Origin of the sequence: Catenulispora sp. GAS73 (genome assembly GCF_041262085.1) — a bacterium.
Lineage (GTDB): Bacteria > Actinomycetota > Actinomycetes > Streptomycetales > Catenulisporaceae > Catenulispora.
On sequence record NZ_JBGCCM010000005.1, the window covers coordinates 1 to 23,225 of the forward strand.

Consider the following 23,225-nt stretch of genomic DNA (forward strand, 5'->3'; position numbering starts at 1 on the left):
ACCCCGAAGCCCTCATCGCCCTCGCACTCCTCGCCCACGGCGGCCACCGACCCCCATTACCCGGCCGAACCACCCACACATAAGTCAGAGGCGCCTAAAAAGCTCCTAAAACCCACCAACAAACCGCACCCACCACACCCCGGCCACCCACACCCACACCCACACATCAAGCAGGGGCGCCTAAAAATCGCCTACAAACCCCAGACCAACCGCGCACCGGGCAGCCCGCCGACACCAAAAGGCACCCCGCCCCCACCCCGCCAAGTATGGCCACCCACACCCCACCTCAATGGCCACCCGCAGTGACCCCCCCCCCCCCCCCCCCCACGCACCCGCGATCGTAAACGTCATGCCACACACAACCGCCTTCGCCCCCATCCCACCAACCGCACGCAGCTCAACGCTCCCAGCCCGCGCCATCGCCGCCCTCTGCGCACTCGTCGCAGTCTTCGCCGCCGCCTTCGTCCTAGCGCCGGGACCGCTGGCATCAAGCACGTCCGGCGTCAGCCTCTCCCACCGCGACACCCTCGACAACGCCGCGAAGACCGCCTTCGTCGACTACTGGAACTCCGGCTCGCGAACCTTCACCCCAGACATGTCAAGGGTCGTCAACTACTGGCGCCAGTACCACGTAGTCAAAGCGACCTCCGCCGCACTGCTGCTACTCGTGGCCATCATGCTCACCGTCCGCCTCTGGCGCGCCCTGCTGGGAGCCGGTGCCCAAAGAACGGCCACCCGGATCGCCCTCACATCCGCCTGGCTACTCGCCGCACTGCTCACAGTGGGAAGCGTCCTGCTACTGATAGCCAACATCCAAGGCTCGATCGCTCCCCTGTCCTCAGCGATCACGCTACTGCCCTTCCACACGTCCGACGCCGGGCTCTCCACGGCGCTCGCGCAAATCAGGACCGACCTCACCGGCTACTCGCGCGCCGGGGCAGGCGCACACCACCCGCCGATCGTCGCGCGGATGGTCGACGACTTCGGCGCCTATCACGCCGTGATCGCCGTCCTGACCACGATCGTGCTGCTCGTCATACTCGCGATGAGTGTGATGACCTGGAAGCGGTTCCGCGCCATCGGCAAGACCGGCTCCTCCGACTCCTCCGACTCCTCCGACTCGTCCAACTCGCCCGACAACCGCCGCACGCGCCGTCTCCACGCCATCCTCGGCACCCTGCTAGCCGTCACAGGACTCGCGACGCTCCTCGTATGCGTGGCGAACACCAGCACCACCGCGGACCCGGCGCCGGCCCTCCTGGCGCTGTTCCAGGGCGGCTGGTAGAGGCCATCGCCGCAACCAGAGGCTGTTCACGCCCTGAGATACGCCAGCACGGCTCGCACCCGACGATGCTGCGTCTCGTCGGGCGGCAGTCCGAGCTTCACGAACACGTTCCCGATGTGCTTCTCCACCGCGCTCCCCGACAGCGAGACCCGCTTGGCGATGGCCGAGTTCGAATACCCCTCGGCCATCAGCCCCAGCAGCTCCCGCTCGCGCGACGTCAGCGCCGCGAGCGGGTCGCGCCGTTGCCGGGCGGCCAGCAGCCGCGCGACGACCTGCGGGTCGAGCACCGTGGTCCCGCCCGCGACGCGATCGAGGGCGTCGAGGAACTCCTCGACCTTCGCGACCCGGTCCTTGAGCAGGTAGCCGACCCCGCCGGAGGCGTCGGCGAGCAGGTCGGCGACGTAGGAGACCTCGACGTACTGGCTCAGCACCAGGATCGGCGTGCCGGGCAGCTGCTCCCGCGCGGCGATCGCGGCGCGCAGGCCTTCGTCGGTGTGTGTCGGCGGCATGCGCACGTCGACGATCGACACGTCCGGCCGATGCGCCAGCACGGCCTGGACCGCCGACGGGCCGTCGCCGACCGCGGCGACCACGTCGTGTCCGTCCTCGGCGAGCAGCCGGACCAGGCACTCGCGCAGCAGGACCGCGTCGTCGGCGACCACGATGCGCAGGGGGCGCCGGGCCGGGCCGGCGTCATAAGGGCGAGTCACGGAGCCCATCTGAGTCACCGAGCCCGTCGGCGCCACGGAGCCCGCCGCAGTCACCGACATGGCAGCTCCGCACTGATCGTCGTCGGACCACCGGCAGGACTGACGACGTCCAACCGCCCGCCCACCGCACCGACCCGGTCGCCGAGCCCGCGCAGCCCGTGCCCCTTGGCGAATGCCGCGCCGCCGACGCCGTCATCGGTCACCCACACTCGCACCCGGCTCCCCTCCTCATGCCGCATCCCGACGACGCAGGACGTCGCCCCGCTGTGCTTCGCCACGTTCGTCAACGCCTCAGCGACCACGAAGTACGCCGCCGTCTCGACGGCCGCGTCCAACCGAGGCCGCGCCGACCCGGCGGCGACGTCCGTGTCGAACTCGGCCGGGACGACGCTGGACGCCACCATCGCCGCAAGCGCCTCGCGCAGCCCGCGGTCGGCGAGGATCGGCGGGGCGATGCCACGGGAGAGGGCTCGCAACTCGTCGAGCGTCTCCTGCGCCTGCACCAGCGCGTCGCCGAGGGCCTGCCGCGCGAGGTCCGGCTTGCGGTCCAGGTGGTGCTGCGCGCGCCCGAGCTCCAGGGCCAGCCGCACCAGCCGCTGCTGCGGCCCGTCATGGATGTCGCGCTCCAACCGCCGCAGCGCCTCCGCCTCCGCCGTCACCGCCGCCACGGCCTGCGCCCGCGCGGTGTCGCGCTCGCGCTCCAGCCCGCGGATCCGCCGGTGCAGCGCCGACACGTCGGACAGCAGCGCCTCGCCGAGCCCGATCTGCACCGCCACGCACACCCGCGTGAGCACCGGCAGCGTGAGCAGGGTGACCACGCCGACCGTGAGCGCGAAGGCGAGCCGGCCGCCCGGCGTGGTGAGCCCCAGGCTCAGCCAGATGTGCGACTTCCCGCTGCCCGCGTACAGCGTCATCGGCCGCAGCGTGGCGGGTGTGTTCCGGACGCGGACCGGGAAGCTCAGCGTCGCCAGCGCGATGAACCACCAGAACGCCGTCAGCGCCGAGGTCACGAACACGACGGGCAGCGCCATGACCGCATGCCCCAGACTCAGCCACGCCCCCGACCGTCGCCCGCGCACGCCACGAACCGCCGCATAGAGCCCGAAGACCGCACTGAACGGCGCGGTGAGCAGGTAGAGCGATTCCACGAGCGTCCGCCGCCCGACCCGCACGACGACCCCGGAGGTAGGCCTCCACCGCCCCGCCGCCGGCACGGACGAGCTCAGGGAGGGGACGGCCATGCGCCAAGGATAATTCGGAGCGGCCGGGGAGGTGCGCTTCGCGGGGGTCGGCGGCGGACCGGCGCCGGGCCCGATCCCGGTTCCTGCCTCGGAGCCGAGTCGGAACCAGAGCCGGACCGGAGCCGGAGCCGGACCGGGGTGAGGCTGGCTGAATCAGAGCCGGGTCGGAGCCGGAGCCGAGCCGGAGCCGGAGTCGGAACCAGCCCCGGCCCCAGGCCCCAAAGCTGAGCCGGGGCCGGGGCTGGGGCCGGTCAGGGCCGCCGATCACCTCACGGCACCAGCGTCCACTCCTGGTTCAGCCCACCGTTGGACGGGTACTGAATCACAGCCGTACCCGCATTGGTGTTGCCGCCGGAGACGTCAATCATCTGTGCGTCGTAGACGCTCTTCAGGCCGATGGCGCCCGGGCCGGCGTCGACGAGCGTCCAGCGGGAGTTGCTGTTGCCGTCGTCGGCGAACTGGATCAGCTGCGTCGCCGAAGTGGTGGTCGGTCCGGGGATGTTGACCAGCTTGCCGCTGTTGGCGTTGACGATCGTGTACGCGCCGCTGCTCTGCCGCACGAACGTCCACTTCTGGTCGGCCTGGCCGTTGTCAGTCCACTGCAGCAGGGTCGCGCCGTCGGCGGTGGAGTCGTTGTTCACGTCCAGCCGGCCGCCGGTCAGCACGTTCTCGACGCGGTAGCCGACGTTCGCGTCGGGCACCGGCACCAGCGTCCACTTCTGGTTCGCGCCGCTGTTGGACGGCCACTGGATCACCGGCGCGCCGGAACTCGTCGAGGCGCCGGAGACGTCGGCGAACAAACCGTCGGAGGAGGACTTCAGGGTGTAGGAGCCGCTACCGGTGGGGACGAGGCGCCATTGCGTGTCGGTGGCATGGTCGTCGGACGCCTGGATCAGCTGTGCTCCTTGGCTGCCAGATGGGACGGCCAGCTGCTGGTGACTGGTGCGGTTCAGGACCTTGTAGCTACCATCGCCGACCGGCACCAGCTGCCACTCCTGGTCCAGCGCATTATCAGCACTCTGCTGCACGACCGAAGAGCCCGACGTCGCCAGGTTCAGACCACTGTTGGCGTTGACGATGTTGTACGACATCGCCGTGTAGCCGACCGACCCGGTCGGCGTCACCTTCAGCAAGGTCGCGCCATGAGCGGGCAACGAAACGCTGTAGCCGGTGCCGAAGCTGCCGAGGTCGCTGTGCGACCAGTCATCATGCACCGTCGCCGACGAACCGGTGAACCCGATGTCCTTCCAGTTCACAGACGCAGTGGCAGCCGAGCCGGCCAGATTGAACAGCGCGACCGTGTAGCTGCCGTCACCGTTCGCCGCGTACCAAGCCTGCTGCTGCGTCGTACGATCCACCGCACGCGCCGGATGCCCGGCCTGGTCAACCGCCAGCACCTCAGCGTTGGTCAGCAACCCGACATCCGTCGAGTCCAGATTCGTCAGGTCAACCCCAAGCGTCAGGTTCGAGTTCTCAATCGCCCACAGCGTCAGCTGCGTCTTACGCTCATCGAGGGTCAAGCCGTCATTCGAACCGTTCCCGACCTCGATCGAGTCCAGGTCGTTCCACCCGCCAGTCCCGCCGACCCCGATCCACGGCTGCACATCATTGAACCGACCGCTGACGTTGTTCCAGTCGGTCAACGGGAACGAAGAGTTCGACCCGCAGTAGCACTCAATGTCGCCATCAATGCGCCACCCGTTGGAGTACTGCTGCCACGACGCGGCATTCGCAGTCGTCAACGAGTTGGACAGCTCCAGGTGAATGGTGCGACCTATCTGATTAAGCGCCTGGGCCCAGTGCTGGACGTCAGCAACCCCCTGCGGATCCCCGTCGTTCGGGCTGACACCGTCGATCTTCAGGTAGTCGATGCCATAGCCGGCAAGCTGGTTCGCCCACGAGTTCAGGAACGCCTGCGCCGCAGTGGGGTTCTTCGCGTAGTCGATGTAGTACATCCGACCACTGCCGAAGTTGTAGTTCGTCTCATAGCTGCTGGTGTTGGAGACGATGTCCCGCGCGTGGAACGAAGTCCCGGCGATCGGCGTGTTCTGGTTGTAGGCCGCGACCGGAATCCCGGGCGTCAGGTACATCCCGAACTTCTCCCCGAGCGAGTGGATGTACGAACCCAGATTCGCCATCCCGTCCGGGAACTTGCTGCTGTCGGTGACCCACCGACCATTGGCGTCGACCGTGTTGGCCGGGTCGAGATACCAGAAGTCGTCGAGGTTGACGTACTTGTAACCCGCGGCGACCAGACCCGAGTTCGCCATCCCCTGCGCCTGGGCCTTCATCTTCGCTTCGGTCGGGGCGTTGCGCAGGAATGACCAACTGCTCCAGCCCATCAACGGCGTGATCGCCGCGCCGTTGCTCTGCGCGTAAGCCTTCGGCTCTCGGCCGTCGACGCAGAAGAGGGCCAGCAGCGCCGCCACGAAGAGGGCGAGGAGGCGGCGCGGGCCGGGACGTGCCAATGAGGCGGTGTGCATGACGTGCTCCCTGATGGACGGTGTTACGGGACCGGAAATCAAACAGGAAGGCAAGCAAGTTAACAGAATGAATCAGAGTTCTACGAGTGGAGTAAACGGATTCGACCGATAGACGTCAAGAGGGCAGGCCCGGCGGTTTTCCGGCGAAGGGCCGTGCTGTCCGACCTCAGCGCGCATCGGCCGGGGCCTCGATCGGGTCGCTATGATCGGCGCGGGGGTGGGTCGATGTCCAACGGCCGCGGCCATGACCGCAGCGCTGACCGGTTGTGGGACCGGTGCCAGAGCATGGTCGACCAGCTCGACCTGCCCGAGCCGTTCGACGCCGAGACGTTCATCGGCGTGCTGGCCCGGGACCGCGGGCGACCGATCGGCCTGCTGCCGGTCGCCTCCCGTCCGGACGCGCCCTGCGGGCTCGTCGTCACCACCCGCAACGCCGACTGGATCATCTACTGCGCGGACACCGGCGGCGTCCACCGCCAGCACATCCTGCTGCACGAAGCCGCGCACATCCTGTGCGGGCACACGGAGCGCGCGGCCGACGGCGACGCGATGGCCGCCGCCGCGCGGACGCTGATGCCGCACCTGCCGGCCGAACTCGTGCGCAGCGTGCTCGGCCGGACCGTCTACAGCGAGCCCGACGAACGCGAGGCCGAACTCGTCGCCTCGCTGATCCTGCAACGCGTCGAACGCCGCGAGCGGCACCGAGCGCGCGGGGCCGACCGGCCCTCCAGCCTGGACACGCTGTTCGCGGTCTTCAAGGACTGACCGGTGTCGGACCTCGCCGCGTACCTGGCCGCCGCGGCTCTGCTGACGTTCTCGGCGTACCGCCTGCGCACCGACCGCCACGGCGCGCCACCGTATCAGGTGCAGCACTACGGCTACTGCCTGATGATGTGTCTGGGGCTGGCCATGGCGATCCTCGCCCCCGCGACGCCGCGACTGCTCGCGGACGTGGGTTTGAGCCGCGTCGCGGAGATCCTGCTCGGCGACAGCGTGCGCATCGCGGCCGTCAGTGTGCTGATGTTCATGGCGTACGTGGTCGCCCGGCGTCCGGTGCGCGGGCTGCCGGTCGTCGCCGCCGTCGTGGCGCAGGTCGCCTGCATCGGCTGCTTCGTCGCGGCGCGGCCCGTCATCAGCGGCCCGGACGATTCGCTGGTCACCCACGGATCAGGGCGGTGGCTGCTGGCCGGCGACGATCTGGTCTTCGCCGGGTACACCGGATGGACCCTGGCCATCGCGACGGCCGCCTTCTGGCGCGAGGCACGGCGCGCGGGGCCCGGGCCGGTGCGGACCGGGATACGCCTGTCGCTGGTCGCGCTGGCCGTGGGCATGGTGTGGACGGCGTGGACCTTCGACGACATCGTCCACGTGCTGCGCACCGGCGTGCAGGACGGCAGCGAAGACCTGGTCTCGAACGCGCTCGGCGCGCTGTGCGCGGCCTTCATCGTGGCCGCGACGCTCGTCGCGAAGTGGCACACCGCCTACGCCGTCGTCCGCGAGCGGGTCCACACCTACCTGGTCTACCGGCGGCTCACGCCGCTGTGGGAGGCCGTGCGTGACGAACTGCCGGAGATCGCGCTCGACGACCGTCATCGGGTGCTGTTCGGCGGCCGATCGCTCGACTTCGCGCTCTATCGGCGGGTCATCGAGATCCATGATGCCCGCCTCGCGCTGCGCCCTTACGCTCCGGAACAAGTGGCCGAGGCCGCGGGCGATGAAGCGCACATCGAGGCCGCGTCCCTCGCGGCGGCGTTGGCGAACCACCGCGACGGGCGTCTGCGCACGTCGGGCGAGCCGGTCCGTCACACTGAGGCCGCGAAGACAGTCGCGGCGGAGGCGGCATGGTTGGCTGAGGTCGCGAACGCCTTCAGGCACATGGGGAAAGACTCCCGGCACGCCTCGGCGGCTCCGGCGACTTTGGCATATTCCGGCGAGGACGGGTCCTGAAACCCGAGCCCTAGACTTCGTCGGGCGCCCCATAATGGCAAGGACGCCGTACAGGGGGAGGCAGAGCGTGATTATGAACGGCAACGTACACAGCGTGGGGCCCGCGTCGACCGATCGGATGGGACCCTACCTGCTGCTCACGCAGCTCGGGTCGGGCGCGATGGGGCGGGTGTTCCTGGGGACCGACGCCGACGGACGGCAGGCCGCGGTGAAGGTGGTGCGCTCGGATCTGGCCGAGATCCCGGCGTTCCGCAAGCGTTTCTCGCGGGAGTTGGAGGTCGCCGGGCGAGTCCACTCGCCGCGGATCGCCGAGATCTTCACTGCGCAAGCCGATGGTGAACGTCCGTGGCTGGCGACTGAATACGTACCGGGCCCGACGTTGCAGGATGCGATCGAGCAAGGCGGCGGATTCGACGACGCGCGCCTTCGTGCCCTCGCAGTGGCCATCGCCGAGGCGCTGCTGGTCATTCACGCCGCAGAGGTCGTGCACCGCGATCTCAAGCCGGCAAACGTGCTGCTCGGCCCGGACGGACCGAAGGTCATCGACTTCGGCGTGGCGCGCGCACTGGATGCCTCTCTGCTGACCAACACCGGCCAGACTCTCGGGACCCCTGCGTATATGTCCCCTGAGCAAGCCGACGGACGCTCGGTGGAAGCCGCCTCCGACGTGTTCGCTCTGGGCTCGCTGCTGGTGTTCGCCGCCACCGGCCGGCTCGCCTTCGGCGACGGCGCACCGCTGGCGATCCTGCACCGCGTGGTCAACAACGATCCGGATCTGGAAGGTGTCGCCGTCGGTGACGACGTTCTGCGTCGGCTGATCAAGGGCTGCCTGGCCAAGGACTCCGAGGATCGTCCGACTCCGCAGCAGATCATCGACGTGTTGGGCGAGGTCGCGTGGCAGCCGCTCGCCGGAGTCAGATGGCAGGAGCCGCCGCTCGGTGTGGGACTGCCGCTCACGGCCGGGGATTCGGCCGACTTGCCGACCGTGGCCCTGGCGCCCAGGCGTGGCGGCAAGCGCGTCGCGGTGATCTCCGGCGCCGCGGCCGCGGTGGTCATCCTGGCCGGCGTCGCCATCGTCGAGGGCAGCGGCGGCAAGGGGAATCCGACGGCGGACACGCTCCGGGCCGGCAGTACGATGTCCAGCGGCCAGAACGGCGGGGCGTTCCCGCCTGCGCTCGGGTCGCCCAGCTCCGACAGCTCCAGCAGCGCCGGCGGGCAGGCGCTGTCGGGCGGCAAGCCGTCTCCGACCCCGAACGGGTCGGTCACGCCGCCCAAGCCCGCCGGCGTCACCACAGCCGCGGCTCAGAGCAGCTCGGCGCAGATCACGGTCACGGTGCCCGGCGGCGGCCCGAACGGCGGCGGGCAGGTGACGAATCAGCCGTCGACCACGACGGCCGGCAAGCCGGTGTCGCACCCGTCGACGCATCCCACCACGCCCACAACGCATCCGACGACTCCGCCGCATTCGCAGACGCCCCCGCCGCCCGCGCACAACCCGCCCGGACCGATGGTCGCGGGCGATATCAGCGTACTGATCCCGAACTGGGTCGGCATGGCCACGGTGGACGTGTCGTGGAAGGCGCATTCGGACGCGACGAGCTACAGCCTGCACTACACGATCAACGGGACGCCCGCGACCGACCAGACGGTGCCGGTCGGCGGGACCGGCTACTCCTACCAGATCCCGGCGGGGAGCACGACATGCCTGCAGCTCGCCACGGTCAACCAGTACGGCCAGTCGGCGATGTACCCGAGCCCGATGTACTGCGTGAACTCGTTCGGGCAGGTGGTCAGCGGCGGGTGAGTCCGCTCGGCTCGTCGGCGATGTTCTCGGCGCGGAACACCATCACGTCGGCGAAGAGCTCGACCGCCGCGCCGACACCGCGGGCCCCGTGGCCGACCCCGCGCTCCAGGCGGAACAGGATCGGGGCGGGGCTCGCGTGGCGCGCTGGAGGGCGGCGCACATCTTGCACGCGTGCAGCACAGCGAGGCAGGAAGGCGGCCCAGGGCGGACCGCCGCGGACCGCCACCCGGCTCAGCCGTGGAAGCGCGCGTAGTGCTGCGCGAGCAGGTTCTTCCCGTAGTCGTTGCCGTTGGGCTCCCGCGTGATGGTGTGCACGTGGAACCGCTCGGCCTCGTCGTTGTCCAGGAAGATGCCCGAGTGGTTGTCGTACTCGATCAGCAACACCGGCGAGTGGACGCGGTAGTAGAACGCGCTGGTGTCGCTGTGGCCGCCGCGCCAGGCGAACCTCGTGTCGTCCAGGTGGTCCAGGAACCGGCTGCGCTTGTGCTCGGCGTGGCCGTCGGGCAGCCGGTTGATGTAGACGTCCGCGAGTTCGAGCAGGAGGTGTCGCTGGTCGCGAGTCAGCTCCTTCCCGGTGATCCCCTCGGGCGGCAGGACGAGGTTGTCCTGGCCGGCGCCGGAGACGTGCCGGCCGTTGGGCCCGGCGAGTTCCGGCGGCAGATCGGCGGTCCGCAGCGAATCGCCCAGCAGGAACCGCTCCTCCTGGGCCCCGGTGAGCGAGCGGCGCATCGCCAGACCGCCGTCCGTTTCCCGCTCGAAGGCGCTCACTCCCGCGAAGGGTCCCTGGGCTCCCGCGCGGGTCGGTTCGGCGCCCAGGAAGACCGGGGCGAGCACGAGGTGGGATCCGACGAAGACACAGTGCACGTCGACGTGATGACCGGCCAGCTGCCAGCCCCAGGGCTCGTCGGCCGAGGGCTCGCCGAAGAGCGTGAAGTGGTACGTGTACTCGCCGAGGGAGTCGCGATAGCGCTGGACGAGATCGCCGAGCGCGCCGTTGAGTTTCATCGCGTTGCGCACCGCCGCGTAGCCGTCAGGGCTGAGGCTGGCCTCGACGAGCGCCAGCACGGCGTCCCGCTGCCGGGCCTCGACGCGGTCCAGGCGCAGGCCTTGGTGGGTCCAGACCGGGAAAGCATTGGTCCACAGCCGCCATTCCGGCGAGTCCATCGGCAGGCGGGCGCTGAGGAGTTGGTGCTGCTCCAGGGTTTCCAGGTATGCGGACGCGGCGTCAAGAACCTTCCGATGGGATAGTTGGGATAGTCCGGTGTCTTCGAGGCGGTAGAGGCCGTCGATCGGAGTGCCGTCGGTGGTGACGCCGACGTACGGGTCGCGGTGGTTGCGCAGCGCCGTCGAGACCTCCCGGGCGACGGCCGGCGGCAGCAGGTCCGCGTGCAGGGTCCCGTCGAGGATCGGCAGGTCGAGGTTCCGTGGCCGGTATCCACGGTGGATGTGGTCGCTCATGTCAGTAGCCGTTCAAGTAGCCGTTCAGTAGCCGATCAGTGGCCGAGGTTGACCTGGGTCCGGTGGTGCTCGCCCTTGTCGATGAGATCGACGAAGCCCAGCGCGTAGTCGGCGGCGGAGATCGCGCCGCCGTCCTCGGGCTGGACCGCGACGTCGTCGCCGAGCCGGTACCGGTCGAGCCGTTCGCCGGGCGCGTGCGCGCCGAACCTCAACGCCGGGCTCACGAAGACCCAGTCGAGCGTCGGGGGCGTGGCCGGAAGGTCCTCGATGATGAGCGCCGCCCCGGCGCGGATCTCGTCGTGGAGTGCGGCGGGGATGTCGCTGAGGTCGCTGACGAAGCGGTCCGCCCCGGGCGCGGGGCGCAGCGAGGAGTAGCCGCCGACCACGAACAGCTGCGCGCCCGCGGCGTCGGCCAGACGTGCGATGGCGCCGTTGACGTCGCGGAAGGCGCCGGCCAGCGGACCGCGCGGAGCGAGTGCGGCCACGACGACGTCCGCGCCCTCGATCACCGGCGACAGCGTCGCCTCGTCGAGGACGTCGCCCTGGACGTAGGTGACGTTCGGGGTCGGGGCGTCGGGGAGCGACCGGCTCAGCGCCCTGACCTCGTGGCCGCGCCCGGCGGCCTGGGCGACGATTGCGGAACCTGCGTAACCGGTTCCGCCGATGACGATGATGCGAGCCATGAGAGTGCCTTTCCAAGGGGATCCACGCGCCGGATGACGTCGACGACGCGCTGCGCTTACCGTATGAAAGGCAGCTCTCGATTGGGAAGAAGGCACTTCGTGGTAACCACCCTGACGGAGTCGGTGCTCCGCGGCAGCCCGTATCACGCGGACTGCCCGACCCGACACATCCTGGACCGCGTCGGCGACCGCTGGACGGTGCTCATCGTGGGCGCCCTCTGGGACGACGGCGTCCGCTTCGCGGAGCTGCGCCGGCGCATCTTCGGCATCTCGCAGAAGATGCTCACCCAGACGCTGCGCGGGCTCGAACGGGACGGAATCGTGCTGCGCACCGTCCACCCCGGAAACCCGGCCCCCGTCGAGTACTCCCTCACCGAGGCCGGCCGTGCCCTGCGCGAGCCGCTGCGCGCACTGCAGGATTGGGCGGTAACGCATTTCGACTACGTGACGGCGTCGCAGGAGGCTTACGACTCGGCGGACTGACTTCCGGGCTTCGCCGGTTCGCTCTTCGCAGCTTCGTTCTTCGCCGCTTCGTGCATCTCGCGGGCGGCCTGGAGCAAGGCTTTGGTCGGCGTGCTCACGGTCTGGTCCGCGGGGACGGCGAGGGAGACCGACAAGCTGGGGGCGTCGGGGCCCAGGGGCACGGCGCGGAGCCCTTCGTCGTGGCCGATGAACGACATCGGCGCCAGAGCGATGCCGAGACCTTGTTGGACGAAGGAGATGAAACCCGACACGTCGCCGATCTCGTACTCGACGCGCCGGCTCAGGCCGAGGCGGGCGAAGGCGGCGTCGCTCGCCAGGCGGTTGCCCCAGGTGGTCGGCGTCTCGACGAACGGCTCGTCGACGAGCTCCGCCAGCCGCACCTGGTCGCGACCGGCGAGGGGGTGGTCCGCGGAGCACAGCAACTGCAACGCCTCCGACCTCAGGACGTACAGGTCGAGCCCGGACGTCGCCTCCGACGACAGGGTGACGAACGCGATGTCGAGGCGGCCCCTGCGCAGATCCTCGGCATGCTGAACGCTGCCGCCGGATCGCACAGACACCGTGACGCCGGGAAAGGCGGCCCGGAAGCGCGCGACGAGGTGCGCCGGGTGGACGACCATCTGCTTCGGCGCCTGGACCAGGCCCAGCCGGATCTCGCCGCGCAGCCCGTCGTGCAGCTGCTCGACAAGGTGCCGGGCCTCCTGCGCGGCCGCCAGCGTGCGCCGGGCCTCGGGCAGGAACAGCCGTCCGGCCTGGGTGAGGTCCACGTGGTGCGTCGTGCGTTCCAACAACCGCACGCCGAGCTGCTTCTCCAGGTTGCGCACCGCGACCGAGACCGCCGACTGCACCATGTTCAGCCGGGCGGCCGCGCGGGTGAAGCTGGATTCGTCGGCCACAGCGACGAACACCTTGAGTTGCCTGAGTTCCATCGTCCTCCCCTCGGTGCGGTCGCTTATCGCGATACACGATAAGCGTCAGCGACGGCATTCGCTTCCGATGACAGCGGAGGTGCCGCAGGATGGCGTGGTGACTCTCCAGACAAACATGACTTCCAGTTCTTCCAGTTCTTCCAGTTCTTCGATATCCGAGCGGCTCGAACGGTTCTTCACCGTCAAGACCGCGTGCGACGTCGATGCGACGATGGCGCACTTCGCCCCGGATCTGGTCGCCTACATCGACGCGACGCTGGGTTGGGCGTTCGACAGCCACGCCGCGGTCAGGGCCGGTTTCGAGCAGTACATGCCGCAGTGGGGGCCTCCGGCCCGCTCCTACGCGACGAAGATCCTTGCCGGAGAGCAGAGCGCGCTGGTGCACATGGTCGACACTCCGGAGTTGTTCGGCGGCGAACTCAGGATTCTGGCGGCGGTCGACTTCATCGACGGCGAGATCGTGCGCTGGGTCGACTACTGGGACGCCTCGGCGTTCGACGCCGGGTTGTACGGCCGGTTCCGCGTGCCGGCCGACGGCTTTCCGAGCGACCTCGGGGACCACAAGGTCACGGTCACGGCGGCCAAGGAGCTCAGCGAGGTCGCCGCGGCGCTGCAGCGGGCGTTCGCCGACGCGGACGCTTCGGCCGCGGGCGCGTTGCTGCATCCGGACGTCGCGTTCGTCGACATGGCGTTGCGCACGCAGGTAGTCGGCAGGATCGAGACGACGCGCTACCTCGATCGTGTCCTCGGGCGGATTCCGTGGGGACAAGACAGCACTCTGCGTCACGTGGTCGGCGGTCGCGATGGCGGAGGCTTCGAATGGACCGCCGCGACCGGCGCTGAGTCCGGTACCGGGAACCTCCCCGGAATCACCGCGATCGAGCTCGACGCCGACGGCCTCGTCACCGCCGTCACGTCGGTCTACGACTCCCGGCAGATCGCTCCGGCGGCCAAGTCGTCGCTGCTCCAGGCTTCGCTACCGTCGTAGACCCGTGCGGAAGCCCAGCGGTGGAAGGTCCGTTCGGGCAACGATGGCTGCCCCCGGCATGCACCTCCGGCCGGTACCGGAACAGAGCCCTGAGCCTTACCTTCATACGGTGAGCCAGTGGGTCAACCTGGAACCGCTGTCTGCCGCGGTCGAACCCGGGGACAGTACCGTCGTAGACCTCCGTATCCGGAACACCGGGGACATCGTCGAGGAATACCGCGTCGAGGTGGTCGGCGACCCGGCCATGTGGTGCGCGGTCGAGCCCTCGACGATCCGGCTGTATCCGGGGACGACCGGCGCGGTGAGCCTGACGTTCGCACCGCCGCGCGCCTCGGAGTCGGCGGCGGGACCGCAGCCGTACGGGGTCCGCGTGACGCCGCTGGAGGACCCCGAGGGCGTCGCGGTCCCGGAGGGGATCCTCACTGTCGCGTCGTTCGTCGACGTCCGGGCCGAGCTGGTGCCGCCGACGGTGCGGGGCTGGCGGCGCGCCAAGCCCCGGCTCGTGGTGTCGAACTACGGCAACGCGCTGGCGACCGCGTCGGTCGCGGTCACCGGACCGGGTAACCGGGTCGGCGTCGACATCCGGACGCCGAGCCTGCAGATACAGCCCGGCCGCGCGCATTTCAGTGTCCTGCGACTGCGGCCCGAGCGCCTGCTGTGGTTCGGCCAGAAGGTCACCCACCCCTTCACCACCACGTTGCAGGTCTCCGGCCGCCAACCGGTCACCGCCGCCGGCACGTACAACCAGACGGCGCTGCTGCCCCGCTGGCTCGGCGGGCTCTTCGGGTGCCTGACGGCGCTGGCGGTGCTGTTCGCCGGGCTGTGGCTGGCGGTGCGGCCTTCGGTGTCGACGGACGCCACCGCGCAGCTCGCCTTGGCCGGCGCGCCGACGGTCGCCGTCCCCGCGCCGAGCACGCCGTCGTCGTCGCAGCAGCCGCCGCCGGCTTCGAGCTCCTCGGCCCCGGCCGCGCCCGCGGCCGCGAGCTCGTCGGCGCCGCCCGCGAAGCCGTCCTCGGCTCCCGCCGCGGTGACCTCCACGTCCAAGCCCGCGGCCAAGCCGTCCACGGCCCCGCCGCCGGTCGTCGTGCCGACGCCGATCGGCAACTGGATCCTGAACCAGACCGGCGGCAACACCGCGATCGACTCCACGACCGTGCACAACGGCACGGCCGCGAACGGCTGGTGGGCCGGCACCTCGTGCCTGTTCAACGGCACGAACAGCCAGATCGTCACCAACGGCCCGGTGCTCGACACCGGCCCCGGCGGCAGCTTCACCGTGACCGCCGACGTGTATCTGACCTCGACCGACTCGAACGTCGAAGAGACGATGGTGAGCCAGGACGGCACGCAGAACAGCGGCTTCTACCTCCAGTACATGGGCAACGGCCTCGGCAACCCGCCCGGCGTCTGGGGCTTCGCCCGCGTCGGCAGCGACACCGCGAATCCGACCGCGGTCCGCGCGTACTCGACCGCCAAGGCGGCGGCCGGCGTCTGGACCCGGCTCGCAGGGGTCTTCGACGCGAGCAGCAAGCAGATGCAGCTCTACGTGAACGGCCAGCTCCAGCAGACGGTCACCGACCCGACCCCGTACGCGACCACCGGCCCGCTGGCCATGGGCCGCGCGCAGTACAACGGCAAGGCGACCGACTGGTTCAAGGGCGCGCTGTCGAACGTCGAGGTGTTCAACCAGGCGCTGAGTGCGGCGCAGATCAACGCGATCCCGGTGGCCCACTGATCCCAGTCGGATCCCAGTCGTTCACTGATACACAGCCGGAGGCGGAGCGGGCACCGGCCCGAGCCGGTCGCCGATCCAGTGGGTGTAGATCGCCGTCCAGGTGCCGTTCGCCTTCATCTGTTCGAGTTCGGCGTTCACGAAGCGGATGAAGTCGCCTTTGCCCTTGGGGAAGCCCAGGCCGTGCCGCTCGTAGGTGAAGCGGGGGCCGACGATCTTCGTGTACGGGTCCTGAGACTGGATGCCGAGCAGGATCAGGTCGGTGGTGGAGATCGCGTCGACCTGGCCCTGCTGGAGCATCACCAGGCAGTCGGCCCAGTTGACCGCGCTGACCGGGACCACCCGGTACTTCGGGTCGGCGAGGGTCTGGATCGAGGTGGTGCCGGCCGCCGCGCAGACCTTCTTGCCGGCCAGGTCACCGATGCCCTGGACCGTCGAGGCCTGATTCACCAGGACACGCTGGCCGGCGTCGAAGTAGTCGGCGCTGAAGTCGGCCTGCTGCGCGCGCTGGCAGTCGACGGTCAGGATGTCGGCGAGCAGGTCGACCGAGCCCTTTTGCAGCGCCGTGAGCCGCTCGGCCTTGGTCAGCACCTTGTAGCGCACGTGGCCCGGCGCGCCGAAGATCGCCGTCGCGACCTGCTGGACGAAGTCGATGTCGAAGCCGACCAGCGGCGGAGCCGAGGGGTCGGCGGAGGGGTTGCGGTAGCCGAACAGGTAGCTGTCCTCGTCGACGCCGGCGACGAGGTAGCCGCGCTGCTGGATCTCGGCCATCGTGGAGCCCGCCGGCATGGCGCCCGCCGCGGGTAGCGGGCCGGTCGGGCGCAGGGAGGCGTCGCAGCCGGTCAGGGGCGGCGCGGGGCTTTCGGGCACGGTCGTGACGCCGTCGGGGATCGGGACGTCGGCTTGTGCGGCGGCGGCAGCGGTGGCGGTCGCGGTCGCGCCAGCTGGTGTCGTCGGCGTCGCCGATGACCCCGACCCGCACGCGGCGACGCCGAGCGTCAGACTCATCACTATGGCGGCAAACGAAAACCGCAACGGAGTCCTCATACCCCTCACCGGTACTCCTTCAGCCGCTGATTCATGCCGAACGCACCGGCCACGAAGGCGACCACGATCAAGGCCGCGGTCCCCGTCGCCAGGCCGCGCAGGTCCGATCCGGCCGTGTCAATCGCGGCCCGGAAATCCGCCTCCTGCCCGGCGATCGCGCCTTGCACGTCGCCGTCGACGCGCGTGAACAATGTCCCGGTCCCCGGCTGCGTGCCGGTCGCCTGCGCGAGTGCCCGGACGTTCGCCGTGTTGTCGGCCTGGGGGCTGCTCGCCGCCTGCGCCAAGGTTCCGTGCGCGGTCTTCCAGTCCCGGAAGCCGGCCGCGGCGTCGGCGATGCCAGGGCCTTGATCCGCGGCGAGCAGCGTGCCCAGCCGGGCGCTGACCGTCTGGTAGTCGCCCTCGTACGAGCCGACGTCCTCGCCTCGTGCGGCGAGGCTGAGCAGTTCGTCGCCGTGCGCCTGAAGCACGGCCAGGTCGGTCGTGACCAGCGCGTCCGCCGACTGCCGATGCGTGCGAGCGCCGGCGGTGGCGTCGGTCGCGGCCGTCGAGACCGCGGTGGCCCAGATCGTGACGACGCCGACCAGCACTGTCGTCGCCACGAGCCCGAGGTTGAACCTGCGCCGGGTGCGCCGCGCCACGAACAGCTGCGCGGGGACGAGGACGGCGAACGTGACGGCGGCGACGACGAGCACGGTGTCCGGGCCCCGCACCGCGGCCGCGTCGGCCGCCAGGCGATCGGTCTCGATCCGGAGGACGGCCTGCGCGCTGGGCAGCAGATCGGTCCGCATCAGGCCGGAGGCCTCGCGCAGGTACGCCGCGCCGACCGGGAGGTCCTGGCGGGCGTCGGCTTGCGCGGTACCGACGAGGCCGGTGTAGACGGGGACGTCGGCGAGCAGGCGGTTCACCGCGGCGCGCAGGGTCGGCGGGGTGCCGGGGTGCGAGGTGTCAGAAGGCTGCGATATCCCCGCCTGTCCCCCGATCGCCGCCAGCCCGCTCGACACCTCGCGGACGTCCTGGTCGTACCGCTGCACGCCGCTGGCCTGCACCTGCGATCCGGACAGGAACACCATGGCGGCCGTCGCGTCGGCGTCGGACAGCGCGCGGTACACGTTCTCGGCGGCGACGGCCAGCGGCTCGGCCGTCGTCCGGGCGTGGCCGACGGCGTCGTCGCCGGCGGCCGTCCCGAGGTACGTCGTCGTGCCGAGCGCGACGACGACCACGGCGACGGCCACCGCGTACCAGCGCAATCCGGTGCGGGTGCCGAGGCGCATCAGGCGAGTTCCGAGCCCTGCGTCTCGGGCAGCCCGACAAGCGCCACGACCGCCAGCGCGTACCCGATCGTGCCGTAGACCAGGGCGCCGCCGAGACCCCCGCTCCCGGCGGCGAACCCCACGGCGGTCGGGAAGAACGCGCCGACCGCGCGGCCGACGTTGTACGTGAAGCTCTGTCCGGTGCCCCGGATCGTGCGCGGGTACAGCTCGGCGAGGTAGGCGCCGAACCCGCTGAAGATGGCCGAGAAGCAGAACCCGAGCGGGAAGCCGAGGATCAGCAGGACGTGGTTCGCGCTCGTCGGGATGTGGATGTAGCTGTAGAGGATCGAGCCGCTGAGGATGCCGAACAGGCCGATGGCCTTGCGGCGCCCGATCAGGTCGGTCAGGTAGCCGCCGCACAGGTAGCCGAGGAAGGCGCCGCCGATCAGCAGGCTGAGATAGGAACCGGTGCCGACGATGGTCAGGTGCCGCTCGGTCTTGAGGTAGGTGGGCAGCCAGGTCGCGATCGTGTAGTAGCCGCCTTGCACGCCGGTCGACATGAGCGTGGCGAACAGGGTGATGCGGCCGCTGTGGCCTTCGAAGATGCGCCAGAAGGGGACGCGTGGCGCGGGCTCGGTTTCGCTGTTCTCGCTGTTCTCGCCGTTCCCGCCGGTCTCGCTCGCCGGGGCGTCGACCACGTGGCGGCGGATGTAGAGCAGCGTCAGGCCCGGCAGCGCGCCGGTCCAGAACACGACGCGCCAGGACAGGCCGTGGCTCAGGTGGTCCAGCGAGAGCGTGGCGACGACCACGGCTACGGCCCAGCCGACCGCCCAGGAGGCCTGGACGAAGGCGACCGTGCGACCCCGGTACCGGGCCGAGGCGTATTCGGCCACGAGCACGGCTCCGGCTGCCCACTCCCCTCCAAAACCGAGCCCTTGCAAGGCCCGGAAGGTGAGCAGCATCGGATAGTTCGAGGCGAATCCGCACAGGGCGGTGAACAGCGCGTACGTCCCGACCGTGATCATCAGGGTACGAGTACGGCCGATCCGGTCGATCAGCATCCCGGCCAGGATGCCGCCGACCGCCGAGACCACGAGCGTCACGGTGGTCAGCAGGCCGGACTGGCCTTTGTTCAGGTGGAAGTAGGCGGCGATCGCGGTCAGGCTCAGCGGCAGGACCTGGAAGTCGTAGGCGTCCAGGGCGTAGCCGCCGAACGCGCCGACGAAGGCGCGGCGGCCGGGGACCGGCAGGGACCGGTACCAGGCGAAGGGGCCGTCCTCGGTGTCGGGGGCGGTGCTCGGTTCGGGGGGAAGTGCGGTGGGAAGTGCGGTCATGGAGCACCTCGTTGGCAGGTGGAGTCGATGGTGCGTTCCTGGGTGGTACCGCGCGGTGCTGCACAATCTAAGGATTGTTCAACAATCCCGCAAGAGGTCGAGCGGACAATATTCGGGCTCGATGCGGTACTCCAGGTCGCGGGCATCCGTGAGGAACATGTGGCCCGGCTCGTGCGTGATGGCGAAGGACGGAGCGGCCCGCATGACAGCGGTCTGCGACGTCACGCCGCAGGCCCAGAACACCGGCACGTCACCGTCGGCGAACTCCACCGCCTTGCCGAAGTCCGGCTTCCCCAGATCAGCGATCCCCAGCACCTCGGGCGCGCCGACGTGCACCGGCGCCCCGTGCACCGCGGGCATCAGCGCCGTGATGGCGGCAGCGGCGGCAACCGACGCGGCGGGGATCGGACGCATCGACACGACCAGCGGCCCGCTGAACCGGCCGGCCCGCACGCATTCGCGGTTCGTGACGTACATCGGCACGGTGACGTCCTGCTCCACGTGCCGCAACGGAATCCCCGCCTCGGACAGCAGCGTCTCGAAGCTGAAGCTGCACCCGATCAGGAAGCTGACGAGGTCGTTGCGCCACAGGCCGACGACCTCGCGCGGCGTCGCGACCAACAGCCCGTTCTGCCAGACCCGGTACCCCGGCAGATCGGTCCGCAAGTCCGCACCGGGCGCGAGCACCGAACGCCACGAGCCGGGCTCGGTGACCTCCAGCAGCGGACAGGGCTTGGGATTGCGCTGCGCGAAGAGCAGCAGATCGTAGGCGTAATCGCGAGGCAGGCACACGAGGTTCGCCTGCGTGTGCCCAGCCGCGAGCCCACTGGTCGGGCGCCGATCGCCGGCGCGGAACGCGGCGCGCCAGTCCGCGGGCGACGCGTCGGCGCGCGGGGGCGGTGGGAGTGAGGTGAGGGGCGTGGTCGTCATAAGAGGCAATGTAAGGATTGTTCAACAATCCGGCAAGAGACTCAGGACCGGCCGCCGAGAACGCGCGCTTAGCGACGGCGAGCGGGCAGGCACGAGGGCAGGCCGGCACCCGGGCGAGCAGGCAGATCCGGTGGCGAACAGGTCGGGCGGCGGATCAGGCCTCGAACAGGCCGAGCGACGCGGCGGACAGGCAAACAGGTGGCCGGGCGCGAGGACAGGCGGGCAGGCAGCTGAGTGAGCGGGCCGGCCGGCGAGCGGGCGGCGCGGGCAGGCGGTTACGGAAAACGGCCAGGCAGGCGAGCAAGGCGGCCGGGCGACTGCGAAAATCGGCCACGCAGGCAGGCCCGCCGGCAAGGCGGGCGCGCAGGCGAGGCGGGCGCGCAGGCGAGGCGGGTGGCCGGGCGACGGTTGCGGAAATCTGCCGGGCAGGCAGGCGGCTGCGAAAACCGGCCACGCAGGCGAGCGGGCAGCGCGGCGCGGGCGCGAAGGCAAGCCCCGAGTCCCGAGCCCCTACCGCCGCTCGTCCCGCTCCAGCACGCCGGCGTAGGCGCCGACCAGCTCGGCCTCGGCGTCGTCGAGGTAGGTGGCCAGGTTGCGTTCGGCGGCTTCGAAGTCGCCGGCGTCGAGGAGGGTCACCAGGGCTCGGTTGCCGGAGAGGTAGGGCTCGTGGAAGACGCGGGGGTTCGCCATCACGTGGAAGACCAGGCGGAGCTCGGCGAGGATGCCGTCCATGAACTCGTCCACGCGCTCGCTGCCCGCCAGGGACGCCAGTGCCTTGTGGAAGCGGATGTTCGCGGTACCGACGGCGTCCCAGCGGCCCTCGCGCGCGGCCTGTTCGCCGTCGGAGACCGCCTGGCGGGCGCGGGTCAGGGCTTCGGTGGGGTCGCCTACGGGGCGGCGGACGGCTGCGCATTCCACGATGCGGCGGACGCGGTAGATCTCGGTGACGTCGTCGGCGGTCAGGGTACGGACGAACACGCCGCGGTTGAGCTCGTGGACCAGCAGCCGTTCGTGCGTGAGCAGGCGGAAGGCCTCGCGCAGCGTGTTGCGCGACACCGCCAGCGCCGCGCCGATCGCCTCCTCGGCCAGCCGCGTCCCCGGCGGCAGCTGCCCCTCGGCGATGCGGCCGCGCAGGATGCCGGCCACGAGGTCCGCGGTGCTGGTCCGCCCGAGCAGATGCCGGTCGTTGGCGAGATCGGAGAAAGCCGTCGCTGTCATGTCGGCGGACACCGCACCCCCAGGTCGTGCTTCGTCGGTCATCGGATCTTGATGCGGATCCGAGTCGTGGTCCGGGTCCGGGTTCAGATCGCCGGATCGTTCTACGATATCCCCGTTCACCGCACCCGGAACCGTACCCGATCACCGGGCCGTAATTGTCCCGCGCGATCGACGTCCGCATCGGCCACGACACCGATCACCGGATACCCGCCGGTCACCGGGTGATCGGCGAGTAGCAGCACCGGCCGGCCCGACGGCGGCACCTGCAACGCACCGCGCACCATGCCTTCCGGCGGCAGCTCCGCGCTCTCGGTACGCCGCAGCTCCGGCCCGTCGAGCCGCACGCCGATCCGGTTGCTCTCGGCAGTGACCACATACGGATCGGCGCCGAGCGTCCGCAGCGCATCCGGATCGAACCAGTCGGCACGCGGCCCCGGCACGACGCGCAGCACGGCGTCCCCGGCAAGCCTGCGCACAGGGGCCTGATCCACCACCGGAAAACCCGTCGTCTCACTCCCGATCGGAAGCACCGACCCGACACGGACGGGCTCCGGCCCGAGCCCGCTGAGGGTGTCGGTACTGCGCGCCCCCAGCACCGGCGGCACCGCCACACCGCCGCGCACGGCGAGATACGTCCGTACGCCTTCGGTCGGCACGCCGACGACGATCACCTCACCGGACCGCACCGCGACAGGCCCGTTCATCCCCACCGAACGCCCGCCGACTGTCACCGGGCACGCCGCCCCGGTCAGCGCGACGATGGCGGCGCCGGCACCAGCACCGTCGCCGACACCATCGACCCGGACCTGTAAGCCGCCGAGAGTGAGTTCGAGGCCTGCGGCACCCTCGACATTGCCGACAAGGCGGTTGGCGAGCCGCAAACTCCCGCGATCAGCCGCCCCCGACGCACCGACACCGAGCGCCGCCAGCCCGGGACGTCCGAGGTCCTGAACGGTGGTGAGTGGTCCGGGCGCGAGGATCACCAGCTCCAACCGGGTCATCGAGGCAGCTCCGTCGCCGCGACAAACCGCACCCTGATCCCGGGAACGAACATCGCAGGAGGCTGACGCCCCGCATCCCACACCGCGATATCCGTACGCCCCAACAAGTTCCAGCCGCCGGGCGACGCCTGCGGATAGACCGCCGCATACCGGTCGGCGATAGCGACCGAACCAGCCGGCACCCGCGTCCGCGGCACCGCGCGCCGCGGCAACCACAACGCGTCGTCGAGACCGGTGAGATACCCGAACCCAGGCGCGAACCCGCAGAACGCAACCGTGTAAACAGGCGCACAATGCCGAGCCACGACCTCTGCGACACTCAGCCCCGCCAGCCGCGCGACATCCTCCAGATCCTCGCCGTCGTAGCGCACCGGGATCTCCAGGACGTCGGCGTCCCCTGCGTCCCCGGCCGCACCGGCCTCGTCGTCCATCGCCCGCGCGACCTCCCCGATCCGCGCGGCGAGCAACCCCGACGAGGTGAGCGCGGGATCGAAACGGACCAGCACGGTCCGCGCAGCCGGAACGAACTCCAGCGCACCGGCCGGCTTATCGCGCATCAGGGCCCGATACAGCCGCGCGGGCTCGGGCGCCGCCTCGGCCGCCTCCGCCCCCGTCTTCACGTCGAGCTCGACCAGCAGCGCCCGGTCTCCCGCGTTCAGAAAGCGCATCGACCCTGCCCGCCCCGTAACGATGATGGACGCG

21 protein-coding genes are annotated in these 23,225 nt (G+C 70.3%); 7 read left to right on the top strand and 14 right to left on the bottom strand.

Annotation, left to right across the window (positions count from 1 at the left end; all coding sequences use genetic code 11):
• Positions 1–349: 349 nt before the first annotated feature.
• Positions 350–1,285, top strand: coding sequence for a hypothetical protein (locus tag ABH935_RS08675; RefSeq protein WP_370377285.1), 936 nt, complete (start codon positions 350–352; stop codon positions 1,283–1,285).
• Between the two features lie 26 nt (positions 1,286–1,311).
• Here ABH935_RS08675 and ABH935_RS08680 read toward each other — a convergent pair whose 3' ends face one another.
• From ABH935_RS08680 to ABH935_RS08690, 3 genes are all read right to left on the bottom strand, one after another.
• Positions 1,312–1,956 (bottom strand): response regulator, encoded by a 645-nt coding sequence (locus tag ABH935_RS08680; protein ID WP_370377610.1) that lies wholly within the window; start codon positions 1,954–1,956, stop codon positions 1,312–1,314.
• Positions 1,957–2,045: 89 nt separating this feature from the next.
• On the bottom strand, positions 2,046–3,236 hold the full coding sequence (locus ABH935_RS08685) for a histidine kinase (RefSeq protein ID WP_370377286.1): 1,191 nt from the start codon (positions 3,234–3,236) through the stop codon (positions 2,046–2,048).
• A 269-nt stretch (positions 3,237–3,505) separates the two neighbouring features.
• Entirely contained in the window at positions 3,506–5,719 is a 2,214-nt protein-coding gene (locus ABH935_RS08690; RefSeq protein WP_370377287.1) for an RICIN domain-containing protein, read from the bottom strand.
• A gap of 225 nt (positions 5,720–5,944) precedes the next feature.
• On the opposite strand from ABH935_RS08690, the gene ABH935_RS08695 reads away from it, so the two are divergent.
• From ABH935_RS08695 to ABH935_RS08705, 3 genes are all read left to right on the top strand, one after another.
• On the top strand, positions 5,945–6,484 hold the full coding sequence (locus ABH935_RS08695; RefSeq protein ID WP_370377288.1) for a hypothetical protein: 540 nt from the start codon (positions 5,945–5,947) through the stop codon (positions 6,482–6,484).
• 3 nt (positions 6,485–6,487) lie between these two features.
• The gene (locus tag ABH935_RS08700; protein ID WP_370377289.1) at positions 6,488–7,666 is read left to right on the top strand and encodes an MAB_1171c family putative transporter; all 1,179 of its coding nucleotides are present in this window, start codon (positions 6,488–6,490) and stop codon (positions 7,664–7,666) included.
• Positions 7,667–7,739: 73 nt separating this feature from the next.
• Positions 7,740–9,470 (top strand): serine/threonine protein kinase, encoded by a 1,731-nt coding sequence (locus ABH935_RS08705; protein ID WP_370377290.1) that lies wholly within the window; start codon positions 7,740–7,742, stop codon positions 9,468–9,470.
• Here ABH935_RS08705 and ABH935_RS08710 read toward each other — a convergent pair.
• From ABH935_RS08710 to ABH935_RS08720, 3 genes are all read right to left on the bottom strand, one after another.
• Positions 9,457–9,639, bottom strand: coding sequence for a hypothetical protein (locus ABH935_RS08710; protein WP_370377291.1), 183 nt, complete (start codon positions 9,637–9,639; stop codon positions 9,457–9,459). The two genes, ABH935_RS08705 and ABH935_RS08710, sit on opposite strands and share 14 nt — an antisense overlap.
• 62 nt (positions 9,640–9,701) lie before the next feature.
• On the bottom strand, positions 9,702–10,928 hold the full coding sequence (locus ABH935_RS08715) for a DUF3500 domain-containing protein (RefSeq protein WP_370377292.1): 1,227 nt from the start codon (positions 10,926–10,928) through the stop codon (positions 9,702–9,704).
• Positions 10,929–10,963: 35 nt separating this feature from the next.
• Positions 10,964–11,611, bottom strand: coding sequence for an NAD(P)-dependent oxidoreductase (locus tag ABH935_RS08720; RefSeq protein WP_370377293.1), 648 nt, complete (start codon positions 11,609–11,611; stop codon positions 10,964–10,966).
• Positions 11,612–11,710: 99 nt separating this feature from the next.
• On the opposite strand from ABH935_RS08720, the gene ABH935_RS08725 reads away from it, so the two are divergent.
• On the top strand, positions 11,711–12,094 hold the full coding sequence (locus ABH935_RS08725; RefSeq protein ID WP_370377294.1) for a winged helix-turn-helix transcriptional regulator: 384 nt from the start codon (positions 11,711–11,713) through the stop codon (positions 12,092–12,094).
• Here the strand turns inward: ABH935_RS08725 and ABH935_RS08730 are convergent.
• Entirely contained in the window at positions 12,076–13,023 is a 948-nt protein-coding gene (locus tag ABH935_RS08730) for a LysR family transcriptional regulator (RefSeq protein WP_370377295.1), read from the bottom strand. The two genes, ABH935_RS08725 and ABH935_RS08730, sit on opposite strands and share 19 nt — an antisense overlap.
• A gap of 97 nt (positions 13,024–13,120) precedes the next feature.
• On the opposite strand from ABH935_RS08730, the gene ABH935_RS08735 reads away from it, so the two are divergent.
• Entirely contained in the window at positions 13,121–14,011 is an 891-nt protein-coding gene (locus tag ABH935_RS08735) for a nuclear transport factor 2 family protein (protein WP_370377296.1), read from the top strand.
• A gap of 109 nt (positions 14,012–14,120) precedes the next feature.
• The gene (locus tag ABH935_RS08740; protein WP_370377297.1) at positions 14,121–15,746 is read left to right on the top strand and encodes a LamG-like jellyroll fold domain-containing protein; all 1,626 of its coding nucleotides are present in this window, start codon (positions 14,121–14,123) and stop codon (positions 15,744–15,746) included.
• 21 nt (positions 15,747–15,767) lie between these two features.
• Here ABH935_RS08740 and ABH935_RS08745 read toward each other — a convergent pair whose 3' ends face one another.
• The 7 genes from ABH935_RS08745 to ABH935_RS08775 form a co-directional block, all read right to left on the bottom strand.
• Positions 15,768–16,751, bottom strand: coding sequence for a glutamate ABC transporter substrate-binding protein (locus ABH935_RS08745; protein ID WP_370377298.1), 984 nt, complete (start codon positions 16,749–16,751; stop codon positions 15,768–15,770).
• A 44-nt stretch (positions 16,752–16,795) separates the two neighbouring features.
• On the bottom strand, positions 16,796–18,061 hold the full coding sequence (locus tag ABH935_RS08750) for a hypothetical protein (RefSeq protein WP_370377299.1): 1,266 nt from the start codon (positions 18,059–18,061) through the stop codon (positions 16,796–16,798).
• Positions 18,061–19,374 carry an MFS transporter gene (locus tag ABH935_RS08755; protein ID WP_370377300.1) on the bottom strand — a complete coding sequence of 438 codons (1,314 nt, stop codon included), beginning with the start codon at positions 19,372–19,374 and terminating at the stop codon, positions 18,061–18,063. Before ABH935_RS08755 ends, ABH935_RS08750 begins: the two co-directional genes overlap by 1 nt.
• A gap of 78 nt (positions 19,375–19,452) precedes the next feature.
• A complete protein-coding gene (locus tag ABH935_RS08760) occupies positions 19,453–20,304 on the bottom strand; it encodes a putative hydro-lyase (RefSeq protein ID WP_370377301.1) in 852 nt (283 codons plus the stop codon).
• Positions 20,305–20,814: 510 nt separating this feature from the next.
• Complete coding sequence (locus tag ABH935_RS08765; RefSeq protein ID WP_370377302.1) at positions 20,815–21,564, bottom strand: GntR family transcriptional regulator; 750 nt, start codon at positions 21,562–21,564, stop codon at positions 20,815–20,817.
• A gap of 74 nt (positions 21,565–21,638) precedes the next feature.
• Positions 21,639–22,523 (bottom strand): biotin-dependent carboxyltransferase family protein, encoded by an 885-nt coding sequence (locus tag ABH935_RS08770; RefSeq protein WP_370377303.1) that lies wholly within the window; start codon positions 22,521–22,523, stop codon positions 21,639–21,641.
• Entirely contained in the window at positions 22,520–23,191 is a 672-nt protein-coding gene (locus tag ABH935_RS08775) for an allophanate hydrolase subunit 1 (protein WP_370377304.1), read from the bottom strand. The genes ABH935_RS08770 and ABH935_RS08775 overlap by 4 nt, the downstream gene beginning before the upstream one ends.
• Positions 23,192–23,225: the final 34 nt, after the last annotated feature.